Here is a 15660-nt window from a genome sequence, read left to right on the forward strand (position 1 = left end):
GACTTTTTTGCAGGAGCCCCAATGCCAATAAACGCCATCGTGTTCGACAAGGACGGTACCTTGTTTGACTTTGCAAACACCTGGGGCACGTTTGGGCGCAGGCTGCTGTTGCGTCTGTCATCGGGTGACCAGGCAAAGGCGCAGGAACTTGCGCTGGTGATCGGGTTTGATCCCGAGAAGGGGACCTATTCGAATGACAGCATCGTAATTGCCGCAAGCGTTGTGGAAATTGCAGAAGCGCTTCTTCCCTATTTACCCGAGATGACCTGCGAGGCCCTGATCGAGTTGATCGACGAGGAATCCGCCGCGGCCCCACAGGCGCCGGCCATACCGCTTGTGCCTTTTCTGGAACAGCTGCGGGAAGCCGGGTTCAAACTGGGCGTTGCCACCAATGACAGTGAAAGACCTGCGCTGGAGCATCTGTCATCCGTTGGAATCCGGGATCATTTCGACTTTGTTGCGGGATATGACAGCGGCCACGGCTGCAAACCGGGACCGGGCCAGTTGCTGGCTTTTGCCGCACAAGTGTGTGTGGACCCGGCGAATGTGGTCATGGTTGGCGACAGCCTGCATGACCTGCAGGCAGGCCGCGCCGCCGGCATGACCACCATCGGGGTTTTGACCGGTCTTGCAGGCCCTGAAACGCTCGCACCGATGGCCGATGTTGTATTGCCGGATATCGGACATATTCCTGCTTGGCTGGCGGAAAATCGGTCGATCTGAGCGGATTTCGGCGGTTTGGAATAAGAAACCGACACAACCTGTCGCAGACAGAGCGGCCATAATCCAGACTTCGGGGCTTTTTGATAAAAAGCCTCGGAGGAACAAATGGCCGACAGCAATACGCGCAGACGCAGAAGTGGTGGACGTTCGGGAGCCGCAGCTCGCCGGGGCAGCGCAGTCATCGATCAGATGCCGTGGAACCCGCCCGTCAATATCGACAGACCCACCGAGCCGCTGGATCAGGCCGGGATCGAGGCGATCCACGAGGGCGCGATGCGAATTCTCGAAGAGATCGGTATCGAGTTCTACAACAAGGAGGCGCTGGACATTCTGCGCGAAGCAGGATGTACCATCAACGGTGACAATGTGCGCATGGGGCGCGACTTTGTCATGGAAATGATCGCCAAAGCGCCGTCAAGCTTTACCATCACGCCTAGAAACCCGGACAAAACGATCGAAGTCGGCGGCAAGACCATGCTGTTCGGGAACGTCTCTTCGCCGCCGAACTACTGGGATATGGAGATCGGCACCAAGGTTTCGGGGAATCGCGAGATGTGCCGGAACCTGCTGAAGCTGACGCAGTACTTCAACTGTATCCATTTTGCTGGCGGCTATCCGGTCGAGCCGGTGGATATTCACGCCAGTGTGCGACATCTGGACGTGCTGTATGACAAGCTGACCCTGACCGACAAGGCCATGCACGCCTATTCACTGGGTAAGGAGCGCGTGGAAGATGTCATGGAAATGGTGCGCATCGCCAGCGGCCTCAGCCATGAAGAGTTCGAGTCGAAGCCGCGGATGTACACCAACATCAACTCGACATCACCTCTCAAGCACGATTTCCCGATGATTGATGGCTGTCTGCGACTGGCCCGTCGGGGGCAGGCGATTGTGGTAACGCCATTTACCCTGGCGGGGGCCATGGCGCCCGTGACCATGGCCGGGGCAGTCGCGCAGTCGCTGGCCGAAGCACTGTGTGCCATTGCGTTGTTTCAGTATGTACGTCCTGGTATTCCCTGTGTGATCGGAACCTTCACCTCAAATGTAGACATGAAGTCCGGCGCTCCGGCCTTCGGGACGCCGGAGTACATGCGGTCGACGCAAATGACCGGGCAGATGGCACGTTTCTACGGACTGCCGATGCGCTCATCAGGTGTTTGTGCTGCAAACGTCCCGGATGGGCAGGCGATATGGGAGACATCGAACTCGCTGTGGGCGGCGGTGCAGTCGGGAACGAACATGGTCTACCATGCTGCAGGCTGGCTTGAGGGCGGCCTTATCGCGAGCCCTGAAAAATTCATCATGGATTGCGAGATTCTGCAGCAGATCCAAAGATATATGCAGCCAGAAATCAGCGCCACAGGGCCGGACGAGATCGCGCTGGATGCGATCAGGGCGGTTGGTAACGACGGGCATTTCTTTGGTATCCAGCACACACAGGACCGGTACTCGACCGCGTTCTACCAGCCGTTTCTGAGTGATTGGAAGAACTATGAAGGCTGGGCGGCGGCCGGTGGCATCTGGACAGCCGAGCGCGCGCATCACATGTTCAAGGAAATCATCACAAGCTTTGAACCACCTGCATTGGATGAGGGCATTCGCGAAGAATTGGCCGACTTTGTCGCGCGGCGTAAATCTGAAGGTGGCGCGCCCACGGATTTCTAGGAATTCGAATGGCTGCACTATTTCCGGTTTCGCAGCGGGTATTGGGTATTTGTTAAGGATTATCTGGCCAGATTGAACGCGAAATCAATCCGGGGCAATTGATGCATGGTCTGATCAACCGGGCGGTACAGTCCTTCGTATGCGCGACCTATGGGCAGGCATGCTGGCTGCGCGTTGCCGCGGCGGCTGAACTCGGGTTTGTCGAGTTCGAAGCGATGCTTGTCTATGATACGGACACGCCGCTGCGGGTTTTGGATGCGCTGTGCGCCGATCGGAACCGCACGCGTGCCGAAATGCTTGAAGATCTTGGGACATATCTTGTCTCGCATCCGAATACCGAAGGGTTGCGGCGCCTGCTGCGTTTTGGCGGCGTGACGTACGTGGAGTTTCTGCATTCCCTGGACGACTTGTCCGACCGGGTCAGGCTGGCGGTATCCGACCTGTCTCTGCCCGCGCTTGAATTGCGTGAACTGTCCGGCGCTGAATACCAGTTGCACTGTTTTCCGGGCTTGCCGGGATACTCCAGTGTCATGGTCGGAGTTTTGCGAGCCATGGCGGATGACTACGGCGCTTTGGTGATACTGTCCCATGACGGCGTACAGGGGGACGCTGATGTCATTACAATTGCCCTGGTGGAGAGTTCCTTTGCCGAAGGGCGTCAATTTGAACTTGGGGCGCGAAGACCATGATGGATGTGCGGGGTCTGGGCGTCTTGCTTGAAACTCTTTGCCCGATGTTCTTGTTGTTGGACAATGACGGGCGGATTGTTCAGGTCGGACCGACGCTGCAAAAGCTCCGGCCGGAACGCGCAATGGCCGGGCTGAATTTTCTAGACTTGTTTGAATTGGTCCGCCCCCGGACCGTGTCGACCGTTCCCGTTCTGATGTCCATGGCGGGTGCAAAGCTGCACCTGCGGTTTCACGATGAACCGCGCACGGCTTTGAAAGGATTGATAACCCCTCTGCCGGATCAAGGTGGCGCGGTGATCAACCTTTCGTTTGGTATTTCGATCCTAGATGCTGTTCGCGACTACGCGCTGACCAGCGCAGATTTTTCCGGTGCTGACCTTGCGATTGAGCTTCTTTATTTGGTCGAGGCCAAGTCCGCCGCGATGGAGGCGTCGCGATCGTTGAACCGGCGCCTTCAGGACGCGAGGGTGGCGGCGGAAGAACAGGCCTTTACCGATACGTTGACCGGCCTGAAAAACCGTCGCGCGATGGATCACATACTAGGCCAGATGGCATCGACGCAAACCGATTTTGCCCTGATGCACCTTGATCTGGACTTCTTCAAATCGGTGAATGACAGGCTGGGTCACGCGGCCGGTGACTTTGTTCTGCAAGAGGCCGCGCGGATTATGGTCGAAGAGACCCGCAGCGATGATGCAGTCGTCAGAATGGGTGGGGATGAGTTTGTTATTGTTTTCAGGAACCTGACGGATGAAAAGAAGCTGTCGGCGATTGCGGGCCGTTTAATCGGCAGGCTTCGCGAGCCGATGAATTTCGATCAGAATCCCTGTCGGATTTCAGCCAGCATTGGAACGGCGATTTCCACACAGTTTGACATCCTCAAGCCCGCCGAAATACTGCATGCCGCCGACCTGGCCTTGTACGAGGCCAAGCGAAACGGCAGGTCCCGTCACCACCTTTTTTCCGACATTGCCAGCTCGGTCCAGCGCAAGCACATGGTTAAACCACGATAGCTGAGCTTAGACTCAGCTTCTTTGGCTGTGCGTCGGACAGCAGTTGTTCGGCAAATGTGCGTTGACACGGAAACGGTGCAGATTTTTTGTGTGTGAAAGTCCTGTTAAGCTATGCATTCGCGGGTCAGAACATCCGCGATATGAGACTGAATTTCAGGCAGCTCTCCGATCACGGGCAATGTAACACCTTGGAAACCGGCTTGCTGCAATTGATCCGGAACGTCCTGCAGAACATGACCACCCGTGCAGGCAAAAAACGGAAGGCACAGCGCACGTTCGCCCAACCCTGCTGCGGCTTCGGCAATGGATGGCGGTTCCTCGACAAATCCGACACGGACAGAGCGGAAGGGCAAATGCGCCCTCAACTGATCTGCAAAACTAGCTGTCACGGCAGAAGGGTTACGGCTGCGTCCGGAACCATGGGCTGCAATCACCAAGTCCGTCGCGCCGGTTTCCCAGTTCTTCCTTGACATCGTCGCAAGCAGCGACCGGGCGGTCAGTTCGGGCAAGTCCGGATCAATGCCCAGAGGGTCCAGAATACGGGCACCGCGCTCGCCGATCCGCTTCGGCAGGGCACTGGTAACAAACCAGCCTTTGGCCATGAACAGGGGGTAAATCGCGACATCTGCGGGCAGCTCGTCCAACTGCGACTCGAATGCTCCCGGAGCAGCCAATGTCGCCGATCGGACCGTGACGTCCTGCGCCAGCCTGTCGACCTGATCAGCAAACGCCGCCAGCGCGGCCTCGGCCGGGGCCGGGTCCGATGGCTGGCCATGAGCGACGATAAGAGCATGAGGCATTGCCGGGTCTCCTGTGTGATATCGCGATAGGTGTTTTCCGGGTGCGGATTGTCAATGCCGGATCACCCTAAAAGGGTCAGCCACATCCATACTGTCAGGATCGAAACCGCCGTGCCAATCAGAACCGACGACGCGGCAACGCGTTTGGCGCGACCATACATGTTTGCAAAGATATACGCGTTGAAGCCCGGTGCCATCGCAGCATTCAGAACGCCCGAGCGGAACAGATCCTGCGGCAGGCCAACCGCTGAGCCGAACAGCCAGACAAGCCCCGGATGCAGGGCCAGAGAAATGCAGCACACAAATCCGATTGTACGAAAGTCACCTTCGGGTTTGTATTTTACCAGCACCCCGCCCAAAGCGAAAAGCGCGCCGGGCAGCGCGGCGCGGGTGATCAGCCCCAAAGCTTCGTCCACGACCGCCGGAACTGCAAGCCCGGACAGATTAACCACAAAGCCAAGTGCAATCCCAAGAATCAGCGCGTTGCGGAACATGGCCGTGAGAACGGACCGGGCCATATGCGCACCACCGTTCCCACGGTTGCGAATGATCTCCATGACCGTGATGCCAACCCCGTAACAGAAGGGCGAATGAAACGCGATGATGGCGTAGTTGCCAGTCAGGTTCTCGGGGCCATATGCGCGCTCGGTGATTGGCAGGCCCAACAGCACCGAGTTCGAAAACAGACAGCAAAACCCGATGGCGACGCAATCCTCCCACTCGCGGCCAAAGATCAGGCGTGCGCCAAAAAGTCCGGCCGTAAAGCACAAAGCGGCGGCGGTATAGAAACTGACCAACAACCGGGGATCAAAGCTGGCGCTCAGGTCAAGGTGGGCAATTGCCAGAAACAGCAGGCAGGGGATGGCAAACCCTTGGGTGAACTTCATCAACCCGTCGATGTGGATTTCCTTGAAGTAACCCAATCGGGTCGACGCATAGCCTGCACCAATCACCAGAAAGACCGGCAGAATGACGTTGATCAGGCTTTGCAGCATTCTAGCGTCCCGCCTGCGAGATCGGGGATGGCCCGAAGGGCGATATCGCAGGCGCCGGTAACAGGGTTAGAGCGCCTGCCGGATCACCATGCCGTCAAAAGCAGGCGTAATGTGATCGGGGGTTTCCGTATCAACCGTTTCATAATCCAGATCGATATGCATGTTGGTCAGAATGGCGCGCTGTGGTTGCAGCTTTTTGATCCAGCCCAGGGTCTTTTCCAGGTGGGCATGTGTCGGATGCGGCGACCGGCGCAAGGCGTCGATAACAAGGCAATCCAGACCCAGCATGTCGGTCCATGCATCGTCGTAAATCTCTGCAACATCAGGTAGATAGGCCAGTTTTCCCAATCGAAACCCCAGCGAGTCGATCGAGCCGTGATTGACCTTGAACGGATGAAACGGGATCAGGCCGCCGGGGCCGTCCACCTCGAACGGGCCATCTATTGATTTGAGGTCCAGAATAGGCGGGTAAGGAGAGCCTTCGGGCTGAATGAACGCATACCCGAACCGGCCCAGCAGGGCGTTCTGCGTGTCGCCATCCGCCCATACCGGAACCCGGGTGCGCATGTTGAACACGATCATCCGCAAATCATCGATGCCGTGCACATGATCGGCGTGTGAATGGGTATAGACCACGCCATCCAGCCGCCCGGTTCCCGAATCCAGCAGTTGGCTGCGCATATCCGGCGAAGTATCGATAAGGACCGAAGTCGTACCCTCGGGGCCGTCCCGTTCGACCAGCATGGAACAGCGGCGGCGAACATTCTTGGGGTTTTCAGGGTCGCAATCACCCCAATGCCCGCCCAGCCGGGGCACACCACCCGACGATCCGCAGCCCAGGATGGTGCAGCGCAGCTCGGTCATGCAGCCGCCTGTGATGTCGCCGCCTTGGTGAACAGACGGTCAAAATTGGCCTGTGTGCGCGCCGCGAACTCGGTGTAGTCCATGCCAAAAACCTCGGCACCTTTGCGGGCGGTGTGGGCGGTATAGGCCGGTTCATTGCGCCTGCCCCTGTACGGCGGCGGAGCGAGATAGGGCGCATCGGTTTCGACCAGAATACGGTCGACCGGGGCGCTGGCGAAAATGTCACGCAACTCCTGGCTTTTGGGAAATGCCGCGATGCCAGACATCGACAGATAGAACCCCAGATCCAGCGCCGCCTTGGCCAGTTCGGCGGACGAAGAAAAGCAATGCATCACGCAGGAATAGGGCGCATTGCGGTATTCCTCGGACAAGATCCGGGCCATGTCGTCATCTGCGGCGCGCGCGTGGATGATCAGGGGCAGATTGGTGCGCTGCGCGGCTTCGATATGAATACGCAGTGACTTCTTCTGAACCTCGGCGCTTTCGGCGGTGTAATGATAATCGAGCCCGGTTTCGCCGATGCCAACGAATTTCGGATGGTGCGAGAGGGCGACAAGTTGGTCGACACTTGCCAGGGGTTCGTCCGCCGCACTCATGGGGTGCGTTCCTGCAGCGTAAAACACCGGAGCGTGTGCTTCGGCAATCGCGCGCACGGTGGCCTCGTTTCGCAGCCGGGTACAGATCGTAACCATACGGGTCACGCCCGCTTCGGCAGCGCGTGAGATGATTTCGCCAAGTTGCCCGTCGAAATCGGGGAAATCCAGATGGCAATGGCTGTCGGTGATCGTAGGGGTAGTGCTCATCTGCTCTGACCGGCGGTTTCCTGTATCTTGAACACCGTATCTAGGACCAGAGCGGCAGGGTCAAGGTTCACCGCCTGTCCATGACGTGCGCGTGCCGTGATCATTGCCGCGGCTTCGGACCATTGCCGCGCCTGATGCGGTGATCCGGACAATCGCGACAGTGTTCGCGCCTCATTCGGGGCAGCTTCGGGACTTGGTGGTTCGCCTTTTGCGCCGGTCAGCGCCAGTCGGGACAGGGCCAAATCAATCAGGGTCAGCAACAGATCGAACCGGTCTGCCGCACCCCGTTGTGCGGCGGCTTCGGCCAAAGCAAGGGTGCGCTGCCGGTCAAGCCTGGGCAGTGTGCCCAGAATGCCGATCAGTTCGGAATAGATCTCCAGCCCGCCCAGATTGATCAGGCGGACCGCATCCCCGACCGACCCTGCGGACAGCGCCGCCAGATGGTCGGGTTGTGCCGGCAGTTCAGCCCCGGTCTGCGTCAGCGCCGCCTGCATGTCTTCGGGTCCCAACGGAGAAAGGCGCAATGTTCGGCATCGGGACCGGATCGTCGGCAGCAGCCGCGATGGCTGATGGGAAACCAGCAGCAACGTTGTCCGCGCCGGAGGCTCTTCCAGCATTTTCAGCAACGCGTTTGCCGCGCTGACATTCATTTCATCCGCCGAATCCACAATCACCACGCGCCGACCGCCATCCGCAGAGGACAGGCCAAAGAACCGACCGAGTTTGCGGATGTCGTCGACCACGATCTCATTGCGCAGCCGACCCTGATCGTTCAGCGACCGGGTGATTGTCGCAAGGCCGGGTTCCGCTCCGGCCAGCATGCGATGCGCGACAGGATGTTCGGGGTCGATATCCAGCGTTTGCGGGGCAGGGGGGGCGCCAAACAACCCGCCATCATCTGCTTGCGGTGTTGCAAGCAAAAACCGGGCGATACGCCACGCCAGTGTTGCCTTACCAACCCCACGCGGACCGGTCAGCAACCAGCCATGGTGCAAACGATCAGAAGTATAGGCAGACAGAAAGGCCTGTTCAGCCTCGTCCTGACCAAAAAGGCGGGCTGTTTCGCGCGGGTGCGGTGCACCGGGCGCCTGATCCGGGAAAGTGATGTCGTCGCTCATCGTTCGTCTATGGCAAGGCTTGCATGACGATTTCTGTCACATCCTGCGCGACACTGTCCATGTTTCGGTTACCATCCACGACGCGAAACCGGGTGGCATATTCATCCGCCAGCGCAAGAAAACCCGCGCGCATCTGTTGTTGCAGGGCCGGGCCAAAATCTTCGAACCGCTCTTCGGTGCCCTGCCGCCCTTTGGCGCGAGACAGGCCGGTATTGGGGTCCATGTCGATCAGCAGTGTCAGATCCGGCTCGCGCCCGATCATCAAGCTGTGCAGTTGGTCTACCAGGCCCCGCAGATCGCCACGGGACAGGCCCTGATACATGCGCGTGCTGTCGGCAAAACGGTCGCAGATCACCACCTTTCCCGCAGCCAAGGCGGGTTCGATGGTGCGCTCAAGATGATCGCGCCGGGCTGCTGTGAACAGCAGGATTTCAGTTTCGGCCGACCATCGGTCGGGGTCTCCTTCAAGCACCAGTTTCCGGATTTCTTCCGCCCCGGCTGAGCCGCCGGGTTCGCGGGTCAGGACAACCTCATGACCAGCTTCGCGCAGGCGTTCCGCAAGCCTGCGCGCCTGAGTCGATTTGCCTGATCCGTCAATCCCTTCAAAAGTGACAAACAATCCGCGCCGCGTCACATTGCACCCAGCGGGCCGTTGATCACGTCCTTCAGAACAATTCCGCCCACTGTCATCATGCGAACCACAAAGCCACCGAGCGGCACGTTTTCGGATGCAACCAGCGGGCGGCGGATTTCCGGCAGACCTTCAGGTTTGATCACCAGTTCCGCCAGTTGCTGCCCCTTTGCGACGGGCGCATTGATCGGGCCGTCATAAACCACTTCGGCCTGCACGTCCTGATCGCCCAGAACCGGGAACAGCAGGGTCAGATCGCCCTCGGGGACCAATCCCACCGTCTTCTGTGCGCCCATCCACAATTTGGCTTCGGCTATCGGCGTTTCCGGGTTGGCAACCGTCCTCTCGACAAAATTTCGAAACGACCAGTTAACCACGGCCTCAGCCTCCTCTGCGCGGCGGGCCGTGCTGTCGAGGCCGGACAGAACAAAGATCACACGCCGATCACCCTGCTTGGCCGAACCGACCAGACCATAGCCCGCCTCCTGGGTGTGCCCGGTTTTCAACCCGTCCGCGCCAATATCCAGTTTCAGAAGCGGGTTGCGGTTGCGTGCATTCGAAGGTGCGCGGCCGTCGAATTCAAATTCCTCTTCGGCGAACAAAGGATAGTATTCCGGAAAATCGGCAATGAGGCGGTCCGCAAGAACGGCAAGGTCATGTACGGACATCATATGCCCGGCAGCGGGCCAGCCGTTGGAATTGGCGAAGTTCGACGTGTTCATGCCCATCTGCTTGGCGCGTTGGGTCATGTAGCGGGCAAATCCGGCTTCGGTTCCATCCGGGCTGAGCGCTTCGGCGATGACGACGCAAGCATCGTTGCCAGAAAGAACGATGATACCGCGCAGCAGATCTTCGACCCGCACGCGGTCCTGCGTATTCAGGAACATGGTCGAGCCGCCATAGCTCATCGCGTGTTCCGACACCGGCAGTTTTTCATCCAGTGTCAGGCGCCCGTCCCGCAGCGCCTCAAACGCAACATAGAGCGTCATCAGCTTGGACATCGATGCCGGTGGCAGCGGCAGGTCGGCTTCCTTGGAAAGCAAAACCGTGCCTGTCGTCTGGTCGATGACATAAGCGGCACGCGCGGTCGTATCATAGGCGCTTGCAGGCAGGGCCAGTACGGCAAGCCCAAGCGTTAAGACAGATGTTCGCAGAGAGGATAGCACGTAGGGGCCCTCCTTGATTCTAGTTGCTTGTGGTGAACGCGTCGGTGAACCCCAGGTCCCGGACATCGCCAAGCAGGGCTTTGCGTTCCGACCGGGTCATGGCAGGGCCAACCAGGACGCGCCAAACCGTGTTTTCAGCGGTTTTCAGTTCCCGGACTTCGGCTGCCATTCCGTTCCGCCGGATTTTTTCTGCCGCACTGTTGGCGTTCTTTTCAACGCTGTACGTGCCGATCTGGATGTAGGGTTTGGTCAAGGACGAAACCTTTGCAGTGCCGGTTGTCGCGGCCACCGGAGTAGGTTTCGCCGCATCAATCGCTGCTTCTGCACCGGCAATCGGATCCAGAGGCGTCTGTGTTATTTCGTCAGGATCTTTCTTTTGCCACCATTTTCGTTTGGCGGGCTTTTCAGTGGGTGCCTGCACCGGAGCGTCGGACAGTCCGGGGGTCGAAGCCGCCTGAACCGCTGCATCCGCAGTGCTTTCGGTGGCTTCGGCGGCAACGTCAGACTCGGTTTCGGCTGTTGCGACAGCCGCGGCTGCTCCGGCAGTGGCGGCTGCGGCAGGGGCCTTCTTTTGCCACCACTTCCGTTTGGCCGGTTTTTCGGATTGCGTTTTCGCGGTTTCCGAAACTTCCTTGGCTTCTTCCGAAGCCTCGGTCGCGTCAGCGACAGCCTGATCTTCCGAGGCAGCCTCTGCCGGTGCCTCGTCCGTTTCCGCGGGCGCTTCTTCAACTGTTTCGCGCCGCAGCGCCACTACGTAGATGCTGGTAGGCGCGCCAGCCAGAAGGCCGAGTTTTTCAGCGGCCGCCGATGAAACCTGCAATGCCGGGCCCGGCAAATCGCGTTCGCGGCGAAACAGGGCGCCTGTCACTGACTTATTGTTGGATTTGTTCTTGATCACAACGCGTTCAGGTTGTGCAGCGTCTGGGTGTGCGACCCATATTCCACCCAGTGACGGACGACCATCCCAAAGACCCGCTTCGGTCACTTCAAAGACATCCGGGGCTTCGACATCGCGTTGCGAGCCGCTTGCAACCTGCGGTAGCAATTCGATTTTCCCAACGTTATCCGATGCGCTTGTGTCCCCATCCGGCGAAGCGCCGGAACTCAACAACGCCTCGTCACAGCCGGACAGTAACCCCAGAGTCACAGCCAGAACCGCAAATCCCAGCGGTTTTGCGCGTGTCCCAATCGCTCGATTCATCGCGTATTCCCTTGCCTGAAGGGGCTTGGTTCGCCGTGCCCCGACGCCGATCTGCCAGTTCTGTTTTGCTGGCATTATTTGGTCTTTCCAGCAGATCATAACCCGCGCGTGATGCCATGGAAAGACCACTGCTTGGGCTTCGGCAAGATTTCCCTCTTTTGACTTGCCACCGTTTCAACTTGGCCTTAGACCCTGCTTTCGACGGGGAGGTGGCAGAGTGGTCGAATGCGGCGGTCTTGAAAACCGTTGGGCGTGAGAGCGTCCCCAGGGTTCGAATCCCTGTCTCCCCGCCACCGACCCCTATCTCTACAGCTCACAGCAAGGTTGCGTGGTATTTGCCCGACATTGTGCGGGTTTGCGACTGTGCGGTCCCACATGAGACGCACCGTGAGGGCTGATCCTGGCCGATTTCCCAGCGCAGTCTCTGTTGCCCAGTTTGGGCGGTGGGGTTTTTGGCGATTTCCCTGATAACAGGCAATTTACAGGGAAATTTCCGGGTTCGAGGCCATTTTCGGGAACTTCGGCGCAAAATAAGGTCAGTACTTCAGGGGTTTAGGGCGCATTTCCCTGCTCGAAGTAACAGGGAATTTTTTGAGCCGAACAGTGAATTTTTCCAAAGGAACAGGGAATTCCGCACAACGAACAGGGAAGGCTTTTAGGCGGCAAAGCCGAAGCGTTTCTCCTGGCTGGCCCAGTCGAGCGTAAATCGGGTCCGAACCAGATTCTCGAGGGCCAATTCGAGCGGTTGGGTTCCGGTGACGATCGCTTCTTGGATCCGCGGCGATAGTGTCGCCAGTGGTAGGATTCGAGCGACATAGCTCTCGGAGAAACCTTCCCTACTGGCAATGGTTCTGAGCGCTACACCATCTTTCAACATTGCCGCCCAGCGATGCGCATTTCGAAGGGCGCGGATGAGAACCGGATCTGGTATCGGCTGTCTCTCGCCCGCGACGATTTTCATTTCAACGCCACGCCGACGGCAGGTAAACCGCGACTCCAGATCAAGCAGTGCGGTGTCGATGTGCTCGGCCGACAGTCCGAGCAAGCGGGCAATTACGCACTTATCAAAGCGGATGCGCATGCTTCCAGCGCACACCTCGCCCGACGCGATGGCGGAAGATATGATCGACACGCCGCTCTCGCGAATGGAGGCCGCGAGATCCTGGACTTTGCGGGCGGCGCCAAGGTATTTATCCGCGCAAATATCCCGCAGGATCGCGTGCCGGCCGGCCAGTTTCTCAAGATGGTCTGCGATAGCCGTGGCGACGGCCTGCTCGAATGCTGGCGCTGGCAGGCGCCAACCAGAGGCGTCAGTCGTGCCTGTCACGAGACGGTTGGAGACGTAATAGCGATGCCGCCGTCCATTGCGCTTGGTGTGCGTCGGCGTGAGCAGATCACCTGTCTCGTCCCTGAACTTGCCGATGAGCGGCGCAGAGTGACCGACGCTGGTCATTGATCCGGTGAGCTTGCCCACTCCACGCCGGCGCGCGCTGGCGGATTGCAGCTTGTCCTGTACCCGATCCCAACGGTCATCGCTGATGATAGCGGTATGAGAACCTGGCCAGACCTTGTCCTTGTGCCGGATGAGGCCGCGATAAACCGGATTGGTCAGGATCCGATAGATCTGCCCGCGGCTAAACACATTACCGCCCTGTTGGCGGCCGCTGGCGAAGACCCGTTTCTTCGACAGAAGGCCGGCGTTTTGAGCGGACTCGGCCGTCGTATTCAGGCAGCCATGCTCGAGGTATAATGCGAACAACCGGCGCACCGTCTCTGCTTCGGTCTCGTTGACAACGAGTTCGCGCCGGTTGGTGTCGGGATGCGGGTCATAGCCAAGCGGGGCCAGCCCGCCCATCCAGAGCCCTTTCTTCTTGGAGGCTGCGATCTTGTCCCGGATCCGCTCGGCGGTAACCTCGCGCTCGAACTGGGCGAAAGATAGCAGCACGTTCAGCGTCAGGCGGCCCATGGATGAGGACGTGTTGAAGGCCTGCGTGACGGAGACGAAGGAGCAGCTGGCCGTCTCGAGCCGGTCCACCAGCCTGGCGAAGTCTGCAAGTGAGCGCGTCAGCCGATCGATCTTGTAGACAACAACCATGTCGATCCGGCCGCTATCGATATCGGCAAGCAGGCGCTGCAATGCCGGAAGTTCCAGGGTGCCGCCCGAGAGGCCGCCATCGTCGTAGCGGGCGGACACAATCTTCCAGCCCTCATGGCGCTGACTGGCGATGTAGGCCGCGCAGGCCTCATGCTGGGCATCGAGCGAGTTGAAGTCCTGATCGAGGCCCTCGTCGGATGATTTCCGCGTATAGATTGCGCAGCGGGTCATCTGCTTGGTCATGACTTGGCCTTGCCTTTCAGACCGAAGAACCGCGGCCCGGACCAATGCGCCCCCGTGATCTCCCGTGCGATTGCAGACAGCGAACGCCAAGTCTCGCCCTTCCAGACAAAACCGCCATCGGTGACATCGACGACATGGGTCACACCGTACCATTCACGCAGCAGGCGTCCGCCAGGCTTTAGGGCTGGTGCAGGTATCTTCGGCCGGCCCTCGTTTGCTGGTCGCATGAGCGCTGTTGCCACAGCCTTTGGCAGGTGGCCGGACTGCTGCGCCTGGACCTCGTAGGCGAGGAAGCGCCGCAGGAATGTTTGACTTATCCCCTTTGGCGCGGGGGATCCGAATGTCTTCGACCAGGCCGCCAAGAGCGCGGCCCGGTTCATGGTCTCAATTTCATATACGCGCATCAATCAACGGCCTCGGGCGCCGCAGTTATGCGGTAGGTCGAGCTTCCGCCCTTGCCGTCGCCGGTTGGCCGACGCTCGATCTCGTAGCCTTCCTTGCGCAGACCACTAAGAACCGCACGGGCAGAATGTGGCTGCCACCCTGTCATCTTGCAGATAGCCTCAAGACGGGCGCCCTGCGGGCGGGTGAGCATCGAACGTACTTTGTCGGTCTTGGTTTGTTTGGCTTTTGCCATTCTCTTTCTCCTCGGTAGACAGGGCCGGCAATGTGCCGGCCCCGGTACCGAGCAGAACCCGGAGGGCAATCCGGGCTTGAGGACACTGACGCTCACTTCCAGTGCAATGTCCAGTCACCTGTTCATATCGAAGTAGTCAGGTGCGGTGTGGTCTGTCGGATACTCGTACTCTTCCGCTAGTGCTTCGAGCAACGGGGTCGGCATCGGGATTGGATATGCCACCATCTTGCCTTGCCTCGGCGCTTCCTCGGGAGGTCGCGTCTGACCCGTTTCTTTCATAAGACGAAGAAGCGTCGACGTAGCCCGCTGATCGCCCTTCATGGCCCGGGCCAGCAGGCTCTGGATCATGACCTCTCCTTTGGTCATTTTCCGCACACGATCACCCTCCCGAACCTCGATTTTTTCATTGAGCGCGTTCTCAAGTTGAGAGGCGAGGCTGACTGATCCTTTCGGACGACCCTTCGGATTCCCCGACTCCCCCTTTTTGAACTGCTTCGACTTCGGCGGCTTGCAGTAACCGACTTCGTAGTTAGCATCCGGCTTTTTGTTGTTCTTGCTCATACCTTTTCCTCCGCAAGCCGCTTATCCCTGACAGCTCTGAATGCCTCGCCGGACGCCGTCAGAGTGGCCGTCTCACTTGTTTCCTGTTCAAAGCGCCTGATCGCGACGTCGACGTAATGTGGGTCGATCTCGATCCCGGCGCCGCATCGACCAGCGCGCTCGGCGGCCAGGAAAACTGTGCCCGATCCGGCGAAGGGATCGAGGATGAGATCTCCGGTTCTTGAGCAATCCATGATGGCATCCGCCACCATCGCGACCGGCTTCACAGTTGGATGGGCCTCGAGATCCGCCATACGCCCTTTGCCGAAGCTATTGACGCCGGGATACGACCAGACATTGGTCCGGTAACGCCCATGGCGGCCGAGTGTCTTAGCCCCGTAAAACTGTGCCACTATTTTGGTGTCACGGAAGGGATGATGGATGGCTCGGAAGCGGTATTCGGATGAAGATGCGTTG

General features: G+C 59.0%; 17 protein-coding genes and 1 tRNA gene. 5 read left to right on the forward strand and 13 right to left on the reverse strand.

Annotated elements, in window-relative coordinates; all coding sequences use genetic code 11:
• The first annotated feature begins 21 nt into the window (after nt 1–21).
• The 4 genes from ACR0FE_RS17295 (at nt 22) to ACR0FE_RS17310 (ending at nt 4090) form a co-directional block, all read left to right on the forward strand.
• Nucleotides 22–723 carry an HAD family hydrolase gene (locus ACR0FE_RS17295; protein ID WP_480914197.1) on the forward strand — a complete coding sequence of 234 codons (702 nt, stop codon included), beginning with the start codon at nt 22–24 and terminating at the stop codon, nt 721–723.
• Between the two features lie 105 nt (nt 724–828).
• Nucleotides 829–2388 carry a trimethylamine methyltransferase family protein gene (locus ACR0FE_RS17300; RefSeq protein ID WP_480914199.1) on the forward strand — a complete coding sequence of 520 codons (1560 nt, stop codon included), beginning with the start codon at nt 829–831 and terminating at the stop codon, nt 2386–2388.
• Nucleotides 2389–2489: 101 nt separating this feature from the next.
• Complete coding sequence (locus ACR0FE_RS17305) at nt 2490–3077, forward strand: heme NO-binding domain-containing protein (RefSeq protein WP_170615409.1); 588 nt, start codon at nt 2490–2492, stop codon at nt 3075–3077.
• Nucleotides 3074–4090: a GGDEF domain-containing protein gene (locus ACR0FE_RS17310; RefSeq protein ID WP_480914202.1), complete on the forward strand. Its 1017-nt coding sequence runs from the start codon at nt 3074–3076 to the stop codon at nt 4088–4090. Before ACR0FE_RS17305 ends, ACR0FE_RS17310 begins: the two co-directional genes overlap by 4 nt.
• Nucleotides 4091–4194: 104 nt before the next feature.
• Here ACR0FE_RS17310 and ACR0FE_RS17315 read toward each other — a convergent pair whose 3' ends face one another.
• From ACR0FE_RS17315 to ACR0FE_RS17350, 8 genes are all read right to left on the reverse strand, one after another.
• Nucleotides 4195–4890, reverse strand: a complete 696-nt coding sequence (locus ACR0FE_RS17315; protein WP_170677776.1) for a CbiX/SirB N-terminal domain-containing protein — start codon at nt 4888–4890, stop codon at nt 4195–4197.
• Nucleotides 4891–4952: 62 nt separating this feature from the next.
• The gene (locus ACR0FE_RS17320; RefSeq protein ID WP_480812166.1) at nt 4953–5885 is read right to left on the reverse strand and encodes an AEC family transporter; all 933 of its coding nucleotides are present in this window, start codon (nt 5883–5885) and stop codon (nt 4953–4955) included.
• Between the two features lie 66 nt (nt 5886–5951).
• Nucleotides 5952–6749, reverse strand: a complete 798-nt coding sequence (locus ACR0FE_RS17325; protein WP_480914205.1) for an MBL fold metallo-hydrolase — start codon at nt 6747–6749, stop codon at nt 5952–5954.
• Entirely contained in the window at nt 6746–7552 is an 807-nt protein-coding gene (locus ACR0FE_RS17330; RefSeq protein WP_480914208.1) for a TatD family hydrolase, read from the reverse strand. Before ACR0FE_RS17330 ends, ACR0FE_RS17325 begins: the two co-directional genes overlap by 4 nt.
• Entirely contained in the window at nt 7549–8670 is a 1122-nt protein-coding gene (locus ACR0FE_RS17335) for a DNA polymerase III subunit delta' (protein WP_480914211.1), read from the reverse strand. Before ACR0FE_RS17335 ends, ACR0FE_RS17330 begins: the two co-directional genes overlap by 4 nt.
• 7 nt (nt 8671–8677) lie before the next feature.
• Nucleotides 8678–9304, reverse strand: coding sequence for a dTMP kinase (gene tmk / locus ACR0FE_RS17340; protein ID WP_480525275.1), 627 nt, complete (start codon nt 9302–9304; stop codon nt 8678–8680).
• Nucleotides 9301–10467 (reverse strand): D-alanyl-D-alanine carboxypeptidase family protein, encoded by a 1167-nt coding sequence (locus ACR0FE_RS17345; RefSeq protein ID WP_480441340.1) that lies wholly within the window; start codon nt 10465–10467, stop codon nt 9301–9303. Before ACR0FE_RS17345 ends, tmk begins: the two co-directional genes overlap by 4 nt.
• Before the next feature lie 19 nt (nt 10468–10486).
• Nucleotides 10487–11743: an SPOR domain-containing protein gene (locus ACR0FE_RS17350; protein ID WP_480914215.1), complete on the reverse strand. Its 1257-nt coding sequence runs from the start codon at nt 11741–11743 to the stop codon at nt 10487–10489.
• A gap of 128 nt (nt 11744–11871) precedes the next feature.
• Between ACR0FE_RS17350 and ACR0FE_RS17355 the strand changes: the two genes are divergently transcribed.
• Nucleotides 11872–11961, forward strand: a tRNA-Ser gene (locus tag ACR0FE_RS17355).
• A 362-nt stretch (nt 11962–12323) separates the two neighbouring features.
• On the opposite strand, the gene ACR0FE_RS17360 is transcribed toward ACR0FE_RS17355, so the two are convergent.
• The 5 genes from ACR0FE_RS17360 to ACR0FE_RS17380 form a co-directional block, all read right to left on the reverse strand.
• Nucleotides 12324–14006, reverse strand: a complete 1683-nt coding sequence (locus ACR0FE_RS17360) for a recombinase family protein (RefSeq protein WP_480914217.1) — start codon at nt 14004–14006, stop codon at nt 12324–12326.
• A complete protein-coding gene (locus ACR0FE_RS17365) occupies nt 14003–14410 on the reverse strand; it encodes a DUF2924 domain-containing protein (RefSeq protein ID WP_480914220.1) in 408 nt (135 codons plus the stop codon). Before ACR0FE_RS17365 ends, ACR0FE_RS17360 begins: the two co-directional genes overlap by 4 nt.
• Nucleotides 14410–14643 (reverse strand): DUF3489 domain-containing protein, encoded by a 234-nt coding sequence (locus ACR0FE_RS17370; RefSeq protein ID WP_480914223.1) that lies wholly within the window; start codon nt 14641–14643, stop codon nt 14410–14412. The genes ACR0FE_RS17365 and ACR0FE_RS17370 overlap by 1 nt, the downstream gene beginning before the upstream one ends.
• Before the next feature lie 114 nt (nt 14644–14757).
• Nucleotides 14758–15204 (reverse strand): DUF5681 domain-containing protein, encoded by a 447-nt coding sequence (locus tag ACR0FE_RS17375; RefSeq protein WP_480914226.1) that lies wholly within the window; start codon nt 15202–15204, stop codon nt 14758–14760.
• On the reverse strand, nt 15201–15660 hold a 460-nt coding region (locus ACR0FE_RS17380), incomplete at its 5' end, for a DNA-methyltransferase (protein ID WP_480914229.1). The genes ACR0FE_RS17380 and ACR0FE_RS17375, both read right to left, overlap by 4 nt.

The sequence above is a fragment of the Ruegeria sp. K7 genome, assembly GCF_056531785.1.